Origin of the sequence: Mucilaginibacter ginkgonis, from assembly GCF_009754905.2 — a bacterium.
GTDB lineage: Bacteria > Bacteroidota > Bacteroidia > Sphingobacteriales > Sphingobacteriaceae > Mucilaginibacter > Mucilaginibacter ginkgonis.
The window spans coordinates 1,101,261-1,123,880 of the sequence record NZ_CP066775.1; the positions used below are offsets into that span (position 1 = coordinate 1,101,261).

Below are 22,620 nucleotides of genomic sequence, written 5' to 3' on the forward strand. Positions count from 1 at the left end.
TCAATGTTTTCTGTAAAAGACAAAGTTGTAGTTGTTACCGGGGGTAACGGGCTTCTGGGTCAGCAAATAGTTATGAGCTTGAGAGCAGAGGGCGCTACAGTAATCAGTGCCGATATACATTTCAATAAAATAACGGAAAACGATGTAGTTGTTGATATTACTAATAAAGACACTATCGAAGAATGCATTGCTTCAATTTATTCAAAGTATGGCAGGCTTGATGGCTGGGTAAATAACGCTTATCCCAGAACTCAAGATTGGGGTAATAAATTGGAGGATATTGCTTTTGAATCATGGAGAAGTAATGTGGATATGCACTTGAATGGTTATTTTTTGTGCTGCCAGTTGGTGCTGAAAGCAATGAAACAACAAGGCTTTGGTTCCCTTATCAATATGTCATCAATTTATGGACTGGTTGGTCCGGACTTTTCGGTTTATGAGGGTACAGAAATGACAATGCCCGCTGCATATGCGGCAATAAAAGGTGGATTGACTAATTTAACAAGATATCTGGCCTCATATTACGGTCCTGCTCAGGTACGGGTGAATACAGTGTCTCCGGGAGGGATTTTTAACAACCAACCAACAGAATTTGTGGCAAAGTATGAATCTAAAGTGCCGATGAAACGAATGGGAAGCCCAAAAGATATTGTGGCGGCAGTGCATTACCTATTGTCTGATGAGGCGTCATATGTTACGGGCCATAACTTGATAGTTGATGGTGGGTGGAGCGTAATTTAATATTGAATTACAAACGATAGTTATGGGGTTTACTTCAAAGCTTAAAAAGCTTGTTCCTGCCTTAAAGGCGAAAGATACCATCGATGAAATGACAGTTTGTGATGTGCTGTTACTTTGTAACGATGCGGACAGGGGCGACTTAAAGTTTGGGCTTCCATATTCTAAACTGTTAGACTCCGTTCAGGAAGATCTTACCGCAAGAGGTTATAATTGCAAGCAGTTTGCACCTCCGTTGTCAACTATTGTAGGAGATTTGGCTTGGGCAAAGCCATATTCGGCCACCAGGCTTTTTTTATCAGTTTATCTTTCCGGCAAACTAAAAAACCTGTTTAACAAGATATCCAATAAAAGCACACTTCCTGCAGGTTACGCTGAGAGATACATTTATAAAAAGGTGTTAGAAATGACAAGGCCTCAAATGGTCATTGTAATTGGTGCTCCTGCGGCACTTTGTCAAGAGGCAAGGAAACTAAGCATTCCGGTAATGGAATTGCTCCACGGAATTGGTTATGTGGGCATTAAATGGAATTGGGATAAGGAACCGGTAGGAAATCTGCCGACACATATTTTATCTCTTGACCCTGTAAGTTCAGAGTCATTTTCACCATTAAAGGAAAAAGGCATCCAAATCATTGAAATTCCACACCCTTGGTATATTAGATTTAATGAGGACGCGGAAAGTCAGGAAAATATCGACCCTAAATGGCTAGAAAAACCAACCAGCATTCCTAAAGATAAAAAGATAATTCTGTTGTCACTAACCTGGGGTTATGATGGGGATCATGGCCCTTATGATCATTTTGCTAATATTCTACCCAATGGCCTGATTTACGACGAAGTCTTACAAGTTATTAGAGAGACCAGAGATGATGTGTTTTGGTGTATCAGACGGCATCCCGTCCAATCAAGAAATAAGAAATATGATTACCAAATACCTTTTCTTAATCAACTCGTCGCTGAATGTCCAAACTGCGAGTGGGAGGAAAGCACCAATAGTACGTTGCATTCGATTCTGCCTGTATGCGACGGAAACATTGCTATGTTTAGTATGACGGTTTATGAAGCTGCCGCAGTAGGTGTAAAATCATTGATGCTTTGTCCCACGGCGATGGAAGGCAATATTAATGGCGATTTTTTTCCGGATCTGGAAAAATCGGGTTATTTGATCAAAGCTGAACCGAATGTTGAAGTTATTCGCAAGTGGGTTGCAAATGTTAAAAAGGGTAAGCCTTTTTCTTTTACTAACTCCACTGCGGAGAGCTGGAATTCTTTACTTATGGAAATGAAACCTAAAAGATTGACCGAGAGATAATGGTTAAGAAACTGATAAAATCCTCACTTTTTAAATCTGCGGGAATATACGGAGGCACCAATATCATCAATGCTGCCATACCTTTTTTAATGATGCCGATATTGACCCGCGCGCTTAACCCGAGTGATTACGGTGTTGTCGCAATGTTTAGTGTTCTGCTAAGTTTTACCGCGCCATTTATTGGCGTATCTGCTAACGCAGCTATAGGAAGGCAATATTTTAATAAAGATCAGGTTGATTTGAAGGTTTATATTGTCAACTGCTTTTTGATATTATTTGTTAGCACGTTTGTTGTCGCAGTTGTTTTTCTAGTTTTCGCAGGGCCTATAGCCAAACTCTCGGAATTTCCCAAAACATGGATTTGGTACGTTATTTTGACCTCTTTCTGTACGTTTATAAGTTCCATTACTACAACTCTGTGGCAAGTTCAATCCAAATCGATCCCATATGGGGTGTTTCAAATTTCTAATACATTTATCAACGTACTTTTTAGCTTAGCTTTTGTGTTATTATTAAAGTGGAGTTGGCAGGGCAGGATACTTGCACAGGTCTTTACCAGCATTATTTTCGCTGTTATATCCATTTACATCTTATATAGAAATAAATGGTTCAAATTTGAATACAACAAGCAATATTTTAACAACGCGTTGCAGTTTGGCATGCCTTTAATTCCACACACGTTAGGCGCAGTTATCATGACAATGTCAGATCGTGTATTTATCACTAAAATGGTAGGGCTTAACGCTACCGGTTTATATGCTGTTGGATACGCTTTAGGCAATATAATCGGCTTTGTTGAAAATTCTTTTAATCTTGCATACATACCATGGTTGTACGATAAACTGAATTATGTTGATTACCAGTTCAAAAGAAAAATTGTAAAATTCACCTACCTATATTTTGGAATCATCATTTCTCTGGCGCTCATAATGTCATTTATAGCACCTTATTTCTTAAGTTTTTTTGTAGGAGAAAAATTTAAGGGAGCGACAATCTTTGTATTTTGGATTGCAATGAGTTTTGCCTTTAGTGGGATGTATAAAATGGTGGTAAACTACATTTTTTACACCCAAAAAACCGGTTACCTGGCGTGGATCACATTCTCTAGCGCGGCGGTAAATTTGCCTTTAAATTATTTTCTTATTAAAAGGTATGGCGCTGTAGGCTCTGCGATGGCTACCGCTTTTGTTAGCATTTTCTTTTTCGTACTAACCTGGATCTTGTCTAATAAGGTTTATAAAATGCCGTGGCTTTTATTTAAGAGAGTTCCGGTGGCTTAACGTCCGGTGTCTAAAAATTGCATTTTTAAATTTATAACGCAATGATTTTGTTATCCTATCTTTTCAAATCACTCGTTATAGGTAGCCCGCATTTCTTTGGGTGCTACTAAGGTCATATTTCGCGACCGCCTACGTCCTTAATTGCTTTCAGGATCGACTATTAAAGCTGACTTTTATAAACCACAGGCGTTTAGCGCCCCCGATTTTTGCAAAGTCATCAGCACAAATCCCGCATAGCTAATCATATTTAGCAATTACTTTATGACGCTATTATAATCTCAATGGTACAAGTTGGTTGTTTTTTATAAATATTATTTGAGCCTTAGCCACGAATAACGGCGTTTAGTTAGCCGTTATTTTTATAATAATGAAAAGTTATTTAATCTGGAGTAAGCATCATTTAATGAGGTAATACTTAAAAATTTAAATTTCAGACTTAAGAGCGTTTTATTAGATTTGCAAACTCATTTAGCGTTAACAAAATTTATTAATGAGCTTCTGGAATTAGGTTTCTTTAAATGCCTGACATAAATTATCCTAAAAATTTTGAAAGCAAAGACGAGATCTCTTTCAAAGAAATTTTCGCGAAACTGAAGTTGTTGAAAATCCGCATTTTAAAAAGCTGGATCACTATTTTTATCTGTGCATTTATATTTGCCGGATTGGGGTATGGATACTCCCTATTAAAAGGTAAAAAATATGTAGCTACCACAACTTTTGTCTTGGAGTCCCCGGAAGGCGGCGGTAGTAATCTGGGCCAATTTGCCGGTATTGCTTCTATGGCGGGGCTGGATGTAGGCGGAAACATTGGCGGCTTATTTCAGGCCGATAACATCCTTGAACTCTACAGGTCAAGAAAGATGTTAAAGGAAACTTTATTGAGTCCGCTAAAAAGTGACACATCTTCTTTAATAGGCGATAGGTTTGTAAGAATTAACCATTGGGAAAAGCTTTTGAAATCAGATTCGGTATCTGTGAACTTTCGCGATGCATTAAATCTGGATAGCTTACCACCTAAAAAACAGGTTGTGCTTAACAGGCTCATAACAGCTATGGCATCTAATATTGATGCGAAGTGTTTAACGGTTGATAAGCCAAATAAAAAAAGCAGCGTGATTAACATTTCTGTTAGTTCCACAGATGAAATTTTTTCAAAGGAATTTAATGACAGGTTGGTTGAGAATGTCAACAATTTCTATATAAAAACTAAGACGTCTAAAGCCCTACAAAGTGTTACGGTCTTTAAACAACAAGCAGATTCTGTAAGGAACATTTTAAATAGTTCTTTATATAATGTTGCTGCTGTTACAGATGCAACTCCCAATCTAAATCCTACTAAGCAGGTTTTACGTGTCCCTATTCAAAGGTCACAGGTTAACGCCGATGCCAATAAAGCAATGCTGGCAGAGATGGTTAAAAACCTGGAAGCGTCGAGAATGATGCTACGGCAAGAAACTCCATTAATTCAAATAATTGATAAACCGGTTTATCCGTTGCAGACCGTGGAGCTTGCTCGGCTTTTCGGAGTGATATTTGGATTCATTATAGGTATTGTATTTGCCTTGGTTTTAATAAGTATAAGATTTGTGTTTACCGATATTCTAAAAAATGACTGATCATAAAATTGCTGTTATAGGGCTTGGTTATGTTGGACTACCTCTTGCTATTGAGTTTGGCAAACTTTACAAGACAGTAGGCTTTGACATTGACCAAAGCAGGATTAATGAATTAAACAATGGGTACGACAGAACCAAAGAGGTTGAAGATAGCTTCCTTTCAGAACTGTCGGCTAAAGATTCATTGATAACCTTCTCATGTGATATTTTAGATATTAAACATTGTAACGTTTTTATTGTAACAGTTCCTACGCCTATCAATACATTTAAAGCGCCGGATTTAACCCCTTTACTGAAAGCATCAGAGATGTTAGGGAAGGTGTTAAAAAAAGGTGATATAGTTATATATGAGTCAACTGTCTATCCCGGTTGTACAGAAGAGGACTGCGTGCCGGTCTTGGAAAAGTTTTCTGGTCTCAAATTCAACAGTGATTTCTACTGCGGTTATTCTCCGGAGCGGATCAATCCGGGTGATAAGGTAAACACCCTAACTAAAATCAAAAAGGTTACTTCGGGCTCCAACGATGAAGTTGCCGAAATAGTTGATACTTTATATAAAAGTATCATTACTGCCGGAACGCACAAAGCGTCCAGTTTAAAAGTTGCCGAGGCTTCTAAAGCGATCGAGAACGCCCAGCGTGACATAAATATTTCTTTTGTAAATGAGTTGGCGCTCATATTTGATCGCATTGGCATTGATACATCTGAGGTAATTGAAGCGGCCGGTACAAAGTGGAATTTTTTGAAATATAAACCAGGCCTTGTGGGCGGGCATTGTATCGGTGTTGATCCCTATTACCTCGCTCACAAAGCAGAATCATTGGGTTATCATCCCCAGGTAATACTTTCCGGTCGTAGGGTGAATGACAACATGGGTATGTTTGTAGCCAGCAAAGTCATAAAATTAATGATTAGCAAGGGGCAAAAAATTCAAGGCGCTAAGGCACTAATTTTAGGTGTAACCTTTAAAGAAGATTGTCCGGATATTAGAAACTCAAGGGTGATTGACATTTATAAAGAACTTGAGCAGTATGGTGTTATGATAGATGTTTATGACCCACATGCAAATGCGCAGGAAGTAGCTGACGAATACCATATTAACTTGCTCGATAATATTTCTGCTAAATATGATGCTATAGTTCTGGCGGTAAGTCACAAAGAGTTTTTAGATTTAAACTTAAAGGACCTTAAAAACGGAGAGCACGCAGTAATTTTCGATACCAAGTCATGTCTTGACCGTACTGTTATTGACGCGCGCTTATAGTTCAAAATGCAATCCGAAAAATACGATATTATTGTCATTGGAGCTGGTTTGGTTGGTCTGTCAACTGCATACCATTTAAAACTTAACAATCCACAACTGAAAGTTCTTATCCTTGAAAAAGAAGGTAAAGTTGCTCAACATCAATCAGGTAACAATAGTGGCGTAATACATAGCGGAATTTATTATAAGCCAGGTAGTTTAAAATCGCAAACTTGTATTTCCGGTTACACATCTTTACTGCATTTCGCTGAAAAAAATGAGATTCCGTACGAAATTTGCGGAAAGATAATTGTGGCTACTTCAGCAAACGAAATTGAGTCATTAAATAATATTTACGATAGAGGTGTTAAAAACGGACTGGTTGGTATCAGAAAGATAAACGCTGATCAGAGTAGGGAACTGGAACCTCATTGTGCGGCCATTGCGGGTATTCATGTGCCCCAAACAGGTATAATAGATTATCCTAAACTTGCCGTTACATTACAAGATCTTTTCCAAAATCAATACGGTGGTGTCATAAAGCTTAATAGCAAAGTAAATAAAATCACAGACTATAATGATCATATAGTTATTGAAACAAATGACGGCACCTATACGGCCGACAGAATAATAACCTGCGCCGGACTTTTTTCTGATAGGATTGCAAACTTAACGGAGAAGTACAATGACTTGCGCATAATTCCCTTCAGAGGTGAATATTATAAACTCAAGGCTGACAAGCAGTACTTGATAAAGAATTTGATTTACCCTGTTCCGAACCCCGAATTTCCTTTTCTTGGGGTACACTTTACGCGCATGATCGGCGGGGGTGTAGAAGCCGGGCCCAACGCCGTACTAGCTTTTAAGCGAGAAGGTTATAAATTTAGCGACGTTAATTTGAAAGATATTGCTGAAACAGTTACTTGGCCGGGATTTTGGAAAATAATAGCCAAATACGGGAGTATTGGAATTGGAGAGATATACAGATCGTTATCTAAAGACGCATTTGTAAAAGCGCTGCAAAAGTTAGTTCCGGAAATCAAAACAGATGATTTGGAAGAAGGTGGGGCCGGAGTTAGGGCGCAAGCATGTAACAGAAGCGGCTTTCTCATCGATGATTTTAATATACTCCAAAGTAAAAGGATAACCCATGTCAGAAATGCCCCATCGCCCGCAGCGACATCTTCTTTAGCGATCGGAAAACTTATAAGTGAAAAAATTACAGATTGACTTTATGCAGGATAAGATACAAATGGTCGACCTTAAAAGTCAGTACCACAAGATTAAATCGGAGATAGATCAGGCCTTAATGGTTGCTGTTGAAGAAGGCGCCTACATAAACGGACCCCAGGTAAAGCAATTTGCAGAGAATCTTAGAAACTACACAAAATCTAATACGGTAATAACCTGTGCTAATGGTACAGATGCACTACAAATTGCCATGATGGCACTGGATTTTCAGCCCGGAGATGAGGTTATCGTACCTGCTTTTACTTATATAGCCACCGTAGAAGTAATTGCTTTGCTCGGATTAAAACCGGTGTTTATAGATGTTAAAGATGATACGTTTGAATTAGATTGTACCCAGATTGAGGCTTTGATTACAGAAAAGACTGTTGCTATAGTACCAGTTCACCTTTTCGGTCAGTGCTCAAATATGGAAATGATTCTGGCCGAGGCGAAAAAATTTAATATTGCTGTAATTGAGGATACCGCTCAAGCTATTGGTGCTAAATACACATACGTTGATGGCACAACGGCATATGCAGGTACTATTGGAACTGTGGGTACAACATCATTTTTCCCATCAAAAAATTTGGGTTGCTTTGGCGATGGAGGTGCAATATTAACACAGGATATCATTCTTGGCAACAAAATCAATATGATTGCCAATCACGGACAGGAGAAAAAATACCATCATCAGGTTGTTGGCGTTAATTCACGTTTAGATACAGTACAGGCTGCTATACTTGATGTTAAATTAAAATATCTTGATAGCTACAGCGAGGCAAGACAAAAGGTTGCACAAAAGTATGATAGTCATTTAGGCGGTATTAATGAATTGATCCTACCCTTTCGTGCATCATACAGTACTCACGTTTTTAACCAGTATACGTGTAGGGTACTCAATGGAAAGAGAGACGATTTAAAAAATTATCTTGCAGAAAAAGGAATTCCTACAATGATCTATTATCCAATACCGGTACATCTTCAAGAAGCGTATAAAACTTATGGTCATAAACAGGGCGACTTTCCTGTGTCAGAACAACTATGTAGAGAAGTGATATCTTTACCAATTCACACGGAAATGCAAGAAGACGTTCAACAATATATTATTGACAATATAATAAGTTTCTTCCATTAATGGCTAGCAATTATTTTGTACATGAAACAGCCATAATTGACGATGGTGCAATTTTAGGTGAAGGTGTAAAAATATGGCACTTTTCTCATTTAATGACCGGGTGCGAATTAGGCGACAAGTGCAACATAGGACAAAATGTTGTCATATCACCTGGAGTTAAATTGGGGGCTAATGTTAAGGTTCAAAATAACGTTTCCATATACGAAGGGGTTATTTGCGACGATGACGTTTTTTTAGGCCCTTCTATGGTATTTACTAATGTTACCAATCCCCGCAGTGCAGTAAACAGAAGAGGCCAATACGCCAAAACGCATGTTGGTAAAGGTGCTTCAATTGGCGCTAACGCAACTATCGTATGCGGCCATGATATAGGAGCTTATGCATTCATTGGCGCAGGGGCAGTGGTCACCAAAACGGTAGCGCCGTACGCGCTTGTAGTTGGTAATCCTGCTAAACAATTAGGCTGGGTTAGTGAATATGGTCATAGACTATCTTTTGATGAAGGCGGTAAAGCAACTTGTTGGGAAAGTGAGCAGGAATACGCACTCAAAAATAACCAGGTAACAAGAATAAAATAGACACAATGGTCAACGATAAAATAAAATTTGCAGTTATTGGTTGTGGTCACATCGGCAAGCGCCATGCGGAAATGATCGAAAGAAATTCCGAATCTGAACTTGTAGCACTGATAGACATTAAAGCAAAATCTGAGCTTAATATTGACAACTATGAGGTGCCATTTTTTAGCAATTTAGAAGATTTTTTCGCCGCAGGTATCGATGTAGATGTTGTCAACATTGCATCGCCTAATGGTTTTCACGCAAGCCATGCACTTGCTTGCCTCGAAGCAAAAAAAAATATTGTTGTTGAGAAACCAATGGCACTTACAAGAAACGATGCCGAGAAAATAATATTTAAAGCACTGCACGTGCACAAGCACCTGTTCGCGGTTATGCAAAATAGGTATTCGCCACCTTCTGTATGGATTAAAGAATTAATAGAGTCGGGCAAGCTTGGAAAGATTTTCATGGTACAATTAAACTGTTACTGGAACCGCGATGACCGCTATTATAAAGCTGATAGCTGGCACGGCAAAAAAGATTTAGACGGAGGGACGCTTTTTACTCAATTTTCGCACTTTATAGATATCATGTATTGGTTGTTTGGCGATATCGAGAATATAAATGGGAGATTTGCAGACTTTAACCATAAGCAACTTACAGAGTTTGAAGATAGTGGCTTTGTGAATTTCGACTTCGTTAATGGGGGCATGGGATCTTTAAACTATTCTACATCTGTTTGGAACCAAAACCTTGAAAGCTCTATGACTATTATTGCCGAAAATGGAAGTGTCAAGATAGGCGGACAATATATGAACGAAGTAGAAGTGTGCAATATAAAAGATTATGAGATGCCGCAACTAGCGGCTACAAATCCCGGTAATGATTACGGCGCTTATAAGGGCTCGGCAGCTAACCATCATTACGTTATAGAAAACGTAGTTGACGTTCTAAAAAATAGGGCTGCAATATCTACAAACGCTTTGGAAGGTTTAAAGGTTGTGGATATTATCGAGAGGATCTATGAGAAAGTAAATGTTTAATAAGTGTGATCACAAATTTCAGCGAGGGACTAATGTGAAATTTGTTATTCCGGCATATCTAAGTAAAACAATTATTCATCTCTGATACTACTTCAAGCCTATCAAGTTTAGGATATTTTTTTAAGACGTTTTAGCACAATACTGATAGTATGATAACAATAGTAGATTATGGCCTTGGCAATTTAGGTTCCATAAAGAACATGCTGAAAAAAGTAGGATCCACAGTTGAAATTACAGATGACCTTGAAAAAATTGAGCGCGCCGAAAAATTAATACTTCCGGGAGTTGGTGCTTTTGATGATGGCATGTCGAAACTCCATGAAAGAGGCCTGACACAACTGCTTAATAAAAAAGTGCTGGAAGATAAAACCCCCATACTTGGTGTATGTCTTGGCATGCAATTAATGACCCAAAAGAGCGAGGAAGGCAGCTTATCGGGATTAGGGTGGATAGAAGGGGAGGCTAAAAAATTTACCGTTGGCAGTGATGACCAAAAATTGCGGATACCGCACATGGGTTGGAACGTTATAAAACCCGAAGATGGTTTTCAATCAGGGATATTTTCATCAAAAGAGGAAGAACTAAGATTTTATTTTGTTCATTCATTTTACGTTGAACTAAAAAATGCTAAAGAGGTAGCGGCATATAGCAATTATGGTAAACCTTTCGTTTCGGCGTTTAAAAAGGATAATATTTACGGTATGCAGTTTCATCCAGAAAAGAGTCACAGGTTTGGAATGGATGTTTTTAAAAATTTTGTAAATATTTAATGTTACGATCAAGAGTGATACCGGTTCTGCTGCTGCGAGGGCTAGACCTGGTAAAAACCAAACAATTTAAAAATCCTGTATACGTTGGTGATCCAATCAACGCTGTTAAAATATTCAACCTAAAAGAGGTTGACGAACTTATATTTTTAGACATAGAAGCGTCTAAAAATGATAGCGATCCTAAATATGATCTGATAGCAGATATCGCTTCTGAGGCTTTTATGCCTTTCGGGTACGGCGGTGGAATTAGAAGTATAGAGCAGATAAGAAAATTGCTACGGATAGGGGTAGAAAAAATTATTCTTAACACTTCTTTATCAGATATAGCTTTTGTTAAAGAAGCAGTTGACATATTTGGTACCAGCACAATTGTTGCATCTGTCGACATCATTAACAAGAATGGGAGCAACTTTGTATATACACATAAAAAACGAGCAACCTTAAATGCGCCGGTTCTTGATTATATTAAGCAGATTGAGGAGGTAGGCGTAGGAGAATTGATGGTTAATTCTGTAGATCGCGATGGAATGTACACCGGATACGATATTGCGTTATTGAATGAAATTTCACATAGTGTAGATATACCGGTTGTTGCTTGTGGTGGGGCTAAAAATCTTGCCGATATAGAGAAGGTGTTTAATGAAACAGCCTGTACCGCTGCTGCTGCGGGCAGTATGTTTGTATTTTATGGGAGACACAACGCCGTGTTGATCACTTACCCCGAAAAAGAAGAACTAGAAAACTTGCATATATGACAGAGGATAGGCCATATCAAATTTGTACTAAAACAATTATGGATACTAGTGATTCTGAAATTGTTTTTGATAAGGATGGCGTATGTAATCACGTAGCGTTATATCAAGAAGCAATTGACAAGTTGCTTGTGCCACCGCATGAGAGGGAAGAAAGGTTAAAAGAACTTGTTACCAAGATAAAAGCAGATGGACGCGACCAACAATATGATTGTATAATAGGACTTAGCGGCGGAATTGATAGTTCTTATGTTGCTTATCTGGTTAAAAAATTAGGACTACGCCCTCTTGCAATACATCTGGACAATGGCTGGAATTCTGAACTTGCCGTAAGGAATATAGAACGAATTGTAAAAAAGCTTGACCTTGACCTGTACACATATGTTATAAACTGGCAAGAATTTAAAGAGCTGCAGCTGGCCTTCTTAAAAGCATCTGTTGTGGATATAGAAATGCTTACAGATAATGCCATTGGTGTAATTATTAATAAGCTTGCCAAGCAATTCAAAATAAAGTACTATTTGGTGGGTACCAATGTTACTTCTGAGGCAATAATGCCAAGAACGTGGTTGTACAACATTAAATATGATACCTTAAACATTAAGGCCATCTATAAGAAATTTGGCAGGGGTGTAAAAATTCCGTCTTTTCCGTTATTCAAATTTATCCCGTTTATTATCTATCGGTATATAACCGGAACCAGCAGGTTCAAAAAATTTGGTTTTCTTGCTCGTATAAAATCTATATCGTTATTAAACTACATTGATTATGATAAAGAACAAGCTGCAGACTTTTTAGTCAAGGAAATTAATTATACCAAATACGCGGGTAAGCATTACGAATCAAATTTCACAAAATTTTATCAAGCTTATATTTTACCTCAAAAGTTTGGTATAGATAAACGCAGGGCTTTTTATTCTTGCCTTATACTATCCGGGCAAATGACAAGAGAACAGGCTTTAGAAGATATCAAAAAGCCGTTATATAGCGATTATGAGCGCGAAGAAGAGATAGAGTATATTTGTAAAAAGTTTGGCATAACGAGAGAGGAGTTTGATAATATCATGAACGATAAGCCAAAATCTCATTACGACTACTTGTCATACGACGGCATTCATCATAAAATAATGAGTTTCTTAAGATGAAACTTCTGTTTGTAACAAACGATATAAGTTTTTATGGAGCCTCTCGCAGTTTAAAAACATTACTGAATGAACTAAGTTTATCAAATCCTGAAATCGGGATACACGTAGTTGTCCCCAAGAGGCTAAAGTCTCGAAACGATTTTACTAGTCTTTCTGCGTGGTTTGGGATACCAAAGGAACACATACATGAATTTGCATTGCCTTTCTATAATAATTATAAAGGTAACAGGCAGTCAGTATTCCACATTATTTTTAATTTCCGTTATCGAATCGAAAAAATCAGTTTCATTAGTTTTTTAAAAAAGCAACAATTTGATGCTATTCACTTAAATTCTTTAACGCTTGTTGATTTGGCTAGTAACGATTTTAATATAGTGTTACACGTTAGAGAAATACTTCAAAAATTAACGGATCACGCATGGCTTCAAAAACGAATTTCGAGCGTAAAAAAAATTATTTTTATTGATAAAGCCACAAAAAATGCCTTTGAATCATTTCAACTCCCATTGTCTACAGTTTTAAACAATCCGTTTTCAATGGTGGGAGTTGTCAATGCCCACCTTAATGAGCGTTATGCACCGTTGAAAGAAGCAGTTGGCGAAAGGCTGTGTATCGCGGCAATAGGCAAGTTGACTGAGGATAAGGGCGCCGAGTTTTTGATACAAACATTTGCAGACAGCGAATTACAGAACGTAGTGCTACTTTTTATTGGGGGTGGTGCCAAGGGGTATGTAGACGCGCTTAAGGCAAAGGCCCCTTCCAATGTTTTGTTTCTTGAAGAAAGCTCAGACATCAATTTTATATTTCTCGTAGCTGATTTCGTTATAAGGGGGGAGGGATACCCTTGCATCGGGCGCACCGTATATGAAGCACTATATTCGGGTTTAGGTGTGATATTACCAGGCTCTGAAGAGTATTATAAAAACAGTATGACAGATTTTAATAAATTTGCATCTGGTTTTCACTCTTACTTACCAAGGGACGGGCAAGACTTAAAAAAATTACTTTTAAAGTTGTGTAAACAACCTGACGGTAACAGAGAATTGTTAAGTAATACAAACGAATACGTAAACACCTTTTTGCAATTCATTTCATGAAAACATTTATCACAAAGGTGTTGCATAAGATATTGTCAGCAACAAATAAACTTACAATTAGAGCCGAAGGTGATAAAAGAGCATTAGTAAGCTACGTAAAGTTTCCCTTTGAACCATTCAACTTTAAATTTTTCTTTGATATTTCACATAACAGGTATCTATGCAGCTATGTGATGTGCAAGGTATTAAAGCAGTTAGGATACACAGTTGATCTATATGATTATCAAGACACAAATATTAATTACAATGTTGATTATGCACTCTTTATCGGTCATAATATAAATTTTAGCTTGATCGCAAATAAACTTCCGTCAAGTTGTAAAAAAATAATTCTTACCACGGGTTCAAGCCCAATGTATGATAATCAGGTATTGGCTAAAAGGGAACTAGCCGTTCAGCAACTTAAAAACACTGATGACTCATTTTATGAACCCATAAAAAATACGGAATGGGCAAAGAAAAATTTTAGCGCAGCTGATTATGCTTTTATGATAGGAAACGATACCATAAGGCAAACTTGGCCGCCGATACCAAAAGAAAACGTTTATTTTTATAACAATTTAACCAACGTTACCTTTCAGAAAAAATTCAACCGCACCAATAATTTTTTGTACTTATCTAGTACGGGACAGTTACGTCGCGGGTTAGACATAATCCTCGAAATTTTTAAAGACCGAAAAGAGAAGATATACATATGCGGTCCTTATAAGGAAGCAGCCTTTTTAAAGCACTTTTCGCATGAATTAACTTCTTGCCCCAATATTATCTTAAAAGGGTTTGTTGATCAAACGTCTGCAGATTTTGCATCTATTATTGATGACTGTACGTTCGGTATTTTGCCTTCAGTCTCAGAGGGGCAATCGGGGTCGGTCTTAACCTTTATTTCTCACGGCTTGTTGCCTGTGATAACACCAGAAACTGGTTTTGTTGACATTGACAAATATGGTTTCTCAATAAATCGGGTCGATATACCTACCATTACTGAAGTGGTATCCGAAGCAGTTAAAACTTCTGACAGTGAGCTAGCCGTTAAAAGAGAAAATCTGTATGTTGAAGGTTCGCAATTTACTACTGTACATTTCCAGCAGACGTTCACCAATTTTATAAAAGATATAACTAAATAATGCCTTTTTTTTCAGTAATAATTGCTACTTACAACAGTCAAAAAACGCTGAAAAGAGCTTTAGACAGTATAATAGAACAAACTTTTACAGACTTTGAAATTGTGATTGCCGATGGTGCAAGTAAAGATGATACAATGTCTATTATAAAAAGTTTCGATCCCAAATACTTTGGAATTATATTATCAGAAAAAGACAGTGGCATCTATGACGCATGGAATAAAGGTGTTAATGTTGCAAGGGGTGAATGGATATGTTTTTTGGGGTCTGACGATTATTTTGAAAAAGATGCTTTTAAAAGTTATCATAATGCCATTACAAATTCATCAACTAAATTAAATTACGTTTCTTCTAAGGTTTGTTTAGTAACCACTGCAGGTAGGCAAATTGGTATAATCGGCAAGCCATGGCATAAAAAAACATTTAAGAAATACATGACCGTTGCACACGTTGGCTCAATGCATCATAGATCATTGTATAGTGAATGTGGGCTGTACGATACAACTTATAAAAGCAGCGGCGATTATGAGCTTTTATTGCGGGCCGGCGATAATCTTAAAGCCGGCTTTCTAGATAAGTTAACGGCTTTCATGGAATATGGAGGTACTAGTGCAGGCTTAGTAGGCCTTAAGGAAACTTACAAAGCCAAAATTGTCAGTGGTAAGGTGCCGAAATTTAAAGCCTTTATAGAGCACCTTGATGCATGTGCCCGCCTTATTGTAAGAAGATTTATTTATGAGCGTAAGTAAATATATCTATTATAGCACACTGTTATCTGTGTTTACAGAAGCATTCGTTACGCGCTTTGTAATAGATATAAAACTATTCTACTTCATCATTATCATCAATTTCGTGTTGATGATTTTGTCTGGAAAGTTTGCCGTTTCTAAAAGTTTACTCATTATTTATAGCTGTCTTCTTGTTACGGGCATCATTACAATTTTATTACAGACAGACAACGTATCCCATTTTCTTGCTCAGTATCTGGGTATATTATTCGTATCGGTATATTTCTATAATTTTTATAGATTTTACGTAAAGGATGTTAAAGTGTTATTTATACATTTTGTGTATTTCGCTTTGGCTGTAGCCTATATGGGATTTATATTAATGCCTTACAGATTTTTACTTGGTAGATTTGAAGGTTTCTATAGTTTTATGAATGAGCCTGCACACTATGCAACGGTCATTCTACCTGCCTATTTTTATAGTTTGAAGACCAAGGAATTACCTCGATATATTTATAAGGTTTTACTTGCGAGTCTGGTATTAACAGGATCGAGTGTAGGTTTGCTTGGAATAGGTATTTCAATACTAATGTTACCAAAGAAAATAGAGGTAATGAGGTTAGTACTACCTTTAATAATTGTTTGCGGTCTTATAACAGGCCTTTATTTTGTTTATCCAAATTTCAGACTGCGAATTGATGATACCGTTAGATCCCTTGCTACACAAGATGTAGGTGGGGCTAATTTAAGTACTTACGCTTTTGTCTCAAATGCTTTCGTCACTTATTCAAGTTTTTATCATAATCCGATATTGGGCTCTGGTTTGGGATCTCATGAATTATCTCATATAAAATATTTAGGTGACATAACCGGCTTTGAAGATTTTAAAGAAGATCAAAACCTAAACGCTAAAGATGCCAACTCTTTACTATTACGAACCATTTCGGATATGGGATTATTTGGTGTCTTTTGTATTTTTTGGTTTATCATAAGAAACTATCCCACACATTCTCCAGATGTAAATATGATATATCTTTCAAGAGCAATTTTGCTCTACTTCTTTTGCAAGCTATTAAGAGAAGGACATTATTTCTCTCCTGAAATGTACTTTTACGTTTTTGCATATTTCTTCAGCTACAAAACCAGTAAAGTATTAAAACATTTTACCAATGAAAGCGCACAGATTAGAATTTCTGGATAGTACTAGGGGATTAGCCGCACTTTGCGTATTGCTTTCGCATTTTATAGGCGCCTTCAACATACCCTCATCTGTAACTTACTTAAATTCAAGTATATTTCACATGTTTTGGAATGGGGCGGGAGCTGTTTCTTATTTCTTTGTTTTAAGCGGTTTCGTCCTATCTTTTTCTCATTTTAAAAACATCGATGCTATTAACAACCTCAATTATCCTGTTTACATATTAAAAAGGTTTTTCAGAATTTATCCAGCTTTCCTGGCCACACTTATTATAAGTTGGCTTTGCGTCCGTTACGTTTTTGACATATCCAAACTTGCATCGCTACCCGAAGCGACAGAATGGATAAAATTGTTTTGGACTGAGAAAAAGTCAGTTTTTCAAATGTTAAAAGAAGGATTGTTGATAGTCAGGATTCCTCAAGAACCCGAAAAGCGTCTAATAAATCAAGACTGGACTCTTACTATCGAACTTATAACTTCATTGTTAGTCCCGGTTCTAGTTCTCATTTGTAAAAGGGGTAACCTTTGGCTGATATTGGCGGTAGGCATCTTACTAAGAGTGCACACGTTAAATTGGATAGTCGATTTTTCGATTGGGGTCATCATAGCCGCCAATATTGATGTAATAAAAAACTATTATAAAAGAACAAATTTGTTGCTTCGGGTCATGTTTGTGCTTGTTGCGATAGTTTTATTTGTTAGTCAATTTTTGTTCCATTTGACTGCTACATCTGCTGACTCGTTGATTAAGGTTGCCAACGGGATGTTCCTTGTCTATTTTATATCGTCAGAAAGAATCCAAAAAGTATTAGCTGTTAAGCCATTGGAATTTTTGGGCCGGATCTCTTATTCACTGTATCTGTGCCACTTCATTTTTATACTGGTTTTAGCGCCTATACTTTTCAATTATTTACGGGCCGCGTTTATCGTAAACGATTTTGCTACAAGAGGTTTAGCCTTGTTAAGCATTCTGTCTTGTACATTTTTATTATCATGGCTTTTATATCGTTTTGTAGAGGCTCCTTTTATTAAAGCGAGTAAAAAGATTTTTAAATAGACTATCTCAATTAATGCAAAATACTCTTCAAGGAAAAAAGACTATTGTTATAAGTGGGGCTAATCTATTTAGTGGCGGCACACTATCCATAATGCAAGATTGCCTTAATTATCTTAATGATAATTTGACAGATAATTATAGAATAATTGCACTAGTGCACAGCGCCAGTTACTATAGCGGTTGCTATAATATTGAATTTCGAGAGTTTACACACGCGCGCGACAGCTATTTCCAACGTTTAAAACTAGAATACGGCTATTATAAAAAACTGTCCAAAGAGATAGCTCCGTATTTATGGTTCTCCTTAAATGACATGTCTTCGAGTGTTACGGCAGAAAGAAGAGCAGTATATTGTCATAATCCAACGCCCTTCAAAAAACTTGATTTTAAAGACTTAAGAATGGAGCCTTCTGTCTTTTTTTTCACGTTGTTTTACAAATACCTGTATAAAATAAATATCCATCGCAATAATTACGTTGTAGTACAGCAAAATTGGATCAGAGACGGCTTTGTCAGGCTTTTTAAGCTTGATGCAAAAAAAATAATCGTTTCGCCACCTAAAGTTGGGAATTTAAGCATCCATGAATCAGACCCCGGTGAATTCCAAAAGCACGGCTCAGAAACGATTTTCTGTTTTCCTGCTCTTGCAAGACCTTTTAAAAATATCGAACTTATTGCAGCTGCTACTCAACTTTTAGTACAAAGTGGTGTAACAAACTTTAAAGTATTACTTACAATTGATGGTACTGAAAATGAATATGCCAAAGAGATATTCTCTAAATATGGCCAACTAAGGCAATTAGGCTTTTTAGGGAAATTAAAAAGAGAGGATGTATTTAAGCTTTATGCGGCAAGTGATTGTTTGATTTTTCCATCTACTTTAGAAACCTGGGGCTTACCCATTACGGAATTTAAATTATTCAATAAGCCTATACTCGCGGCAAACCTACCATATGCTAAGGAAACGGTTAGTGACTACGATAAAGTTTGCTTTTTCGATCCCGGTGAAGTACAACAATTGGTAGAAGCTATGAAAGGTGTAATACATAACAGCATAACATTTGACTTAACAAGTAAAATGAAAATATCACTCCCCTTTGCAAACGGATGGAAAGAGTTATTTGATTTGCTATTGAGTTGATAGTTCCTACACCGCACTTTTAACTTTACCTAAGTGATTGGCAAACAACACAGCTATGATGCCGGAAAACGTCGGCAAGATATTCTCCTTAAGTTCTAATTCACCAATTAGATTATTTGTTTTACAGTTTTGGTCGATCAAGTTTAACATCAATCGCAGTTGTGCAAATATTCCATTTTAAGATATCTGTAATAATACGATAAAATAAATTTGTTAAACGTAGGCAATCAGCAGTTCGAATATGTATTTTTGCCGAAAATAGAAAGTGCCTAAAAATTACTAAATATGAAGAAATTACTTGTTACGGGCTCATCTGGCCTAATAGGTTCAGAGGTTTGTATACATTTTGCGAATATCGGTTGGGAAATCCATGGTGTAGACAATAACCAGCGTGCAATTTTTTTCGGGCCTAGCGGTGATACTCGTTGGAATCAAAATAGGTTAAAAGAAAATATAAGCCAATTTAACCACCACGAGCTTGACATTCGCGACCGTAACGGGGTTATACAGTTGATTAGTAAAATTAAGCCAGATGCTATCGTGCACACTGCTGCTCAGCCTAGCCATGACAGAGCCGCAGCCATTCCTTTTGATGATTTTGATACTAATGCAGTTGGAACATTTAATATGCTGGAAGCTACGAGGCGGTTTAGTACTTCAATTCCATTTGTTCACTTATCAACTAATAAAGTTTATGGAGATGCACCGAATGAAATTAAAATGGTGGAACTCGAAAAAAGATATGATTATGATGATCCGGAATATTCATATGGTATTTCGGAAAATTTCCGCATCGATCAAACTAAGCATTCTCTTTTTGGTGCTTCCAAGGTATCTGCAGACGTTTCTGTACAAGAGTATGGCAGATACTTCAATATGCCGACCGCTTGTCTGAGAGGCGGGTGTTTAACCGGTCCAAATCATACAGGTGTTGAACTTCATGGATTTTTGAGCTATCTGGTAAAATGTAATCTTGAAGAAAAACAATACACCATATTTGGTTATAAGGGTAAGCAGGTGAGAGATAACATACACTCTTACGATGTTGCCAGATTTATTGAGGAGTTTATAAATGCTCCAAGAGTTGCAGAAGTATATAATTTAGGTGGTGGAAAAGACAATACATGTTCAATTTTAGAAGCCTTTGACCTCATATCGAATATTAGCGGAAAGCAGATGAATTATAAATACGATGAAACTAATCGTATTGGTGATCATATTTGCTATTACAGCGATTTAAGAAAAATGCAAGCACATTACCCAAATTGGGGTATAACAAAATCACTTAAAGAAACTTTTGAAGAAATTCATCAATCATGGGTGAAAAGACAGTAAAAGTATATGTAGCTAGTAACGTCGGTGTTGATTATTTCTTCTTCTTATGCAAAACTATAGAGAGAGCTGGCTATGATGTAACACCATTATACCTTATTACTGAGGTTAATTATAGAAAGCTTTCAAAATCTTCAAGTTTTAAGAAGATATGGTTAAGGGTGCAGATGTATATCTTTTACCCTTTATATCTGATATACAAAGGATTAGCAAGTGCCCAAAATAGCATTTTCGTAGTTTCTAGCAATACATTTTATGCGCCTTTGCTGCTCAAAAAAATTGTGGGCTTTAAAAAAGGCGTAGTGATCCACATGTTATATGATTTATATCCGGATGCGATTGAGATTGCCGGTGTAATAAATGTGAACTCTATAGCATCCAAAACAATAGGTAAGATCACAATGCTAAATCAGCGAAAATGTGATGCCACTGTCTATTTAGGCGAATTCTTGAAAGAACATGCGGAAAAACGTTGGACTAACGCCAAAGTATCTGACGTAATTGACATTTCAACTGATCTGGCGTTATATAAAAATAGTTTTGACAATTTACAGGATAACCATAAACTTATTATTCATTATGGCGGTCAGTTAGGCCATCTTCATGATGCTGTTTCGATTATAGAATGTATAAAGTATATATCTGCATCTGACATAGCTGATTTGGTTGAATTTAACTTTTACGTAAGCGGCGCGCAGGCAGATATGCTTAGAGAAAACTTAAAAGAGTATCCTGTAAAAATTATTTCAGCTGTTCCAAGCAATCAGTGGAGAGAAGATATTCGCTTTTTTCATATTGGTTTAGTGTCGTTAAGCCCTGGTGGAGCAAGTGTTTGTTTGCCGAGTAAAACCTACGGCATGATGGCGGGTGGAATGGCTATAATGGCTATATGTCCGGCTTGGTCTGATCTTGCGTCTCTTGTAAAGCGCTTAGATGCAGGAATGATAATTAATAATTCGCCATATAAAACAAAACAAGATCTACACTCTGACTATAGGCAGAATATAGTTGCGCTTAGACCAATTGATGAAATTACCCGGGACTTTTACAACGGATTGAAAAGTTATTTGAAGGACAATGCTCTATTGACCGAGAAAAGAACAAATGCCTTTTATGGTATAAGAGAAAACTTCAATATTGATGTTTTAAGTAAACATTGGCATAAGGTCATTCAAGATGTTACCGTTAAATAGTGTATATATTTCAGGTATTACAGGTTTTGTTGGTCAAAACCTTAAAGATTACCTCTCTAACATCCAAGTACATTCTTTGCCAAGAGACTTGGATAGCGCTTTAACAAACAATGAAGTGCAGCTGCACGGTACGGTAATTCATCTGGCTGGCAAAGCGCATGATCTAAGAAAGGCTTCAAACCCACAAGAGTATTATAGAGTTAATTTTGAGCTCACAAAAAAACTTTACGATGCTTTCTTAGCTTCTGAAGCAAAAAAATTTATTTTTATAAGTTCTGTAAAAGCCGCTGCTGATACTGTTAAAGGTACACTGACAGAAGAGGTTACGCCTGATCCGAAAACGGATTACGGTAAATCTAAAGTTTTAGCAGAGCAATACATTCAAAATCAGCCATTACCGGAAGGAAAGGCTTACTACATATTACGCCCCTGCATGATTCATGGACCCGGTAATAAAGGAAATCTTAACTTACTTTTCAATTTTGTAAAGAAAGGAATTCCGTACCCTTTGGCAAGATTTAAAAATCAAAGATCTTTCCTTAGTGTAGAAAATCTATGTTTCATAATAAACGAGCTGATACAAAGGAGCGATGTGCCATCCGGGGTCTATCAGGTAGCAGATGATGAGCCACTTTCAACAAATGAAGTTATAAGTATCCTGTCTGCATCCATAAATAAACGGCCAAAACTTTGGGAAGTGCCTGTTGGCATGGTAACACTGCTAGCGAAAGTAGGAGATTTATTGGATTTGTCAATAACTTCAGAAAGATTAGATAAACTAACAGAAAGCTATGTTGTAAGCAATGATAAAATTCAGAAGATGATTGGTAAAAAACTACCTGTAACGTCTCGCGAGGGGCTTTTAAAAACTATTTCTATGTTTAAATCGCGGTAGTTTTCATTGGTTTTCCCTCCATTTGATTTAG

The 22,620-nt window shown here is 37.0% G+C and carries 21 protein-coding genes; all 21 read left to right on the forward strand.

Going from position 1 to position 22,620, the window contains the following annotated elements; all coding sequences use genetic code 11:
* Positions 1-3 precede the first annotated feature (3 nt).
* Positions 4-741 carry an oxidoreductase gene (locus tag GO620_RS05115; protein WP_157526660.1) on the forward strand — a complete coding sequence of 246 codons (738 nt, stop codon included), beginning with the start codon at positions 4-6 and terminating at the stop codon, positions 739-741.
* Positions 742-763: 22 nt separating this feature from the next.
* Positions 764-2,053 (forward strand): hypothetical protein, encoded by a 1,290-nt coding sequence (locus GO620_RS05120; protein WP_157526659.1) that lies wholly within the window; start codon positions 764-766, stop codon positions 2,051-2,053.
* Entirely contained in the window at positions 2,053-3,333 is a 1,281-nt protein-coding gene (locus GO620_RS05125) for a lipopolysaccharide biosynthesis protein (protein WP_157526658.1), read from the forward strand. Before GO620_RS05120 ends, GO620_RS05125 begins: the two co-directional genes overlap by 1 nt.
* A 518-nt stretch (positions 3,334-3,851) precedes the next feature.
* Positions 3,852-4,949: a Wzz/FepE/Etk N-terminal domain-containing protein gene (locus GO620_RS05130; RefSeq protein ID WP_157526657.1), complete on the forward strand. Its 1,098-nt coding sequence runs from the start codon at positions 3,852-3,854 to the stop codon at positions 4,947-4,949.
* Positions 4,942-6,213 carry a nucleotide sugar dehydrogenase gene (locus GO620_RS05135; RefSeq protein WP_157526656.1) on the forward strand — a complete coding sequence of 424 codons (1,272 nt, stop codon included), beginning with the start codon at positions 4,942-4,944 and terminating at the stop codon, positions 6,211-6,213. The genes GO620_RS05130 and GO620_RS05135 overlap by 8 nt, the downstream gene beginning before the upstream one ends.
* A 6-nt stretch (positions 6,214-6,219) precedes the next feature.
* On the forward strand, positions 6,220-7,422 hold the full coding sequence (lhgO, locus tag GO620_RS05140) for an L-2-hydroxyglutarate oxidase (RefSeq protein ID WP_157526655.1): 1,203 nt from the start codon (positions 6,220-6,222) through the stop codon (positions 7,420-7,422).
* Complete coding sequence (locus GO620_RS05145) at positions 7,403-8,557, forward strand: DegT/DnrJ/EryC1/StrS family aminotransferase (protein WP_244139463.1); 1,155 nt, start codon at positions 7,403-7,405, stop codon at positions 8,555-8,557. The genes lhgO and GO620_RS05145 overlap by 20 nt, the downstream gene beginning before the upstream one ends.
* Positions 8,557-9,135, forward strand: coding sequence for an acyltransferase (locus GO620_RS05150; protein ID WP_157526654.1), 579 nt, complete (start codon positions 8,557-8,559; stop codon positions 9,133-9,135). Before GO620_RS05145 ends, GO620_RS05150 begins: the two co-directional genes overlap by 1 nt.
* 5 nt (positions 9,136-9,140) lie before the next feature.
* Complete coding sequence (locus tag GO620_RS05155) at positions 9,141-10,160, forward strand: Gfo/Idh/MocA family protein (protein ID WP_157526653.1); 1,020 nt, start codon at positions 9,141-9,143, stop codon at positions 10,158-10,160.
* Positions 10,161-10,309: 149 nt separating this feature from the next.
* Complete coding sequence (gene hisH / locus GO620_RS05160; protein ID WP_157526652.1) at positions 10,310-10,930, forward strand: imidazole glycerol phosphate synthase subunit HisH; 621 nt, start codon at positions 10,310-10,312, stop codon at positions 10,928-10,930.
* Positions 10,930-11,685 carry an AglZ/HisF2 family acetamidino modification protein gene (locus GO620_RS05165; RefSeq protein ID WP_157526651.1) on the forward strand — a complete coding sequence of 252 codons (756 nt, stop codon included), beginning with the start codon at positions 10,930-10,932 and terminating at the stop codon, positions 11,683-11,685. Before hisH ends, GO620_RS05165 begins: the two co-directional genes overlap by 1 nt.
* A gap of 38 nt (positions 11,686-11,723) precedes the next feature.
* Positions 11,724-12,827, forward strand: coding sequence for an N-acetyl sugar amidotransferase (locus GO620_RS05170; RefSeq protein WP_198173609.1), 1,104 nt, complete (start codon positions 11,724-11,726; stop codon positions 12,825-12,827).
* Positions 12,824-13,924 carry a glycosyltransferase gene (locus GO620_RS05175; protein ID WP_157526649.1) on the forward strand — a complete coding sequence of 367 codons (1,101 nt, stop codon included), beginning with the start codon at positions 12,824-12,826 and terminating at the stop codon, positions 13,922-13,924. The genes GO620_RS05170 and GO620_RS05175 overlap by 4 nt, the downstream gene beginning before the upstream one ends.
* A complete protein-coding gene (locus GO620_RS05180) occupies positions 13,921-15,048 on the forward strand; it encodes a glycosyltransferase (RefSeq protein ID WP_157526648.1) in 1,128 nt (375 codons plus the stop codon). The genes GO620_RS05175 and GO620_RS05180 overlap by 4 nt, the downstream gene beginning before the upstream one ends.
* A complete protein-coding gene (locus GO620_RS05185) occupies positions 15,048-15,794 on the forward strand; it encodes a glycosyltransferase family 2 protein (RefSeq protein WP_157526647.1) in 747 nt (248 codons plus the stop codon). Before GO620_RS05180 ends, GO620_RS05185 begins: the two co-directional genes overlap by 1 nt.
* Entirely contained in the window at positions 15,781-16,974 is a 1,194-nt protein-coding gene (locus GO620_RS05190) for a hypothetical protein (RefSeq protein ID WP_157526646.1), read from the forward strand. Before GO620_RS05185 ends, GO620_RS05190 begins: the two co-directional genes overlap by 14 nt.
* Entirely contained in the window at positions 16,943-18,028 is a 1,086-nt protein-coding gene (locus GO620_RS05195) for an acyltransferase family protein (protein WP_157526645.1), read from the forward strand. The genes GO620_RS05190 and GO620_RS05195 overlap by 32 nt, the downstream gene beginning before the upstream one ends.
* A 13-nt stretch (positions 18,029-18,041) precedes the next feature.
* The gene (locus GO620_RS05200) at positions 18,042-19,169 is read left to right on the forward strand and encodes a glycosyltransferase (protein WP_157526644.1); all 1,128 of its coding nucleotides are present in this window, start codon (positions 18,042-18,044) and stop codon (positions 19,167-19,169) included.
* A 285-nt stretch (positions 19,170-19,454) separates the two neighbouring features.
* Positions 19,455-20,504: an NAD-dependent epimerase/dehydratase family protein gene (locus tag GO620_RS05205; RefSeq protein ID WP_157526643.1), complete on the forward strand. Its 1,050-nt coding sequence runs from the start codon at positions 19,455-19,457 to the stop codon at positions 20,502-20,504.
* Positions 20,486-21,694, forward strand: a complete 1,209-nt coding sequence (locus tag GO620_RS05210; protein ID WP_157526642.1) for a glycosyltransferase family protein — start codon at positions 20,486-20,488, stop codon at positions 21,692-21,694. Before GO620_RS05205 ends, GO620_RS05210 begins: the two co-directional genes overlap by 19 nt.
* Positions 21,678-22,589: an NAD-dependent epimerase/dehydratase family protein gene (locus GO620_RS05215; RefSeq protein WP_157526641.1), complete on the forward strand. Its 912-nt coding sequence runs from the start codon at positions 21,678-21,680 to the stop codon at positions 22,587-22,589. Before GO620_RS05210 ends, GO620_RS05215 begins: the two co-directional genes overlap by 17 nt.
* Positions 22,590-22,620 lie beyond the last annotated feature (31 nt).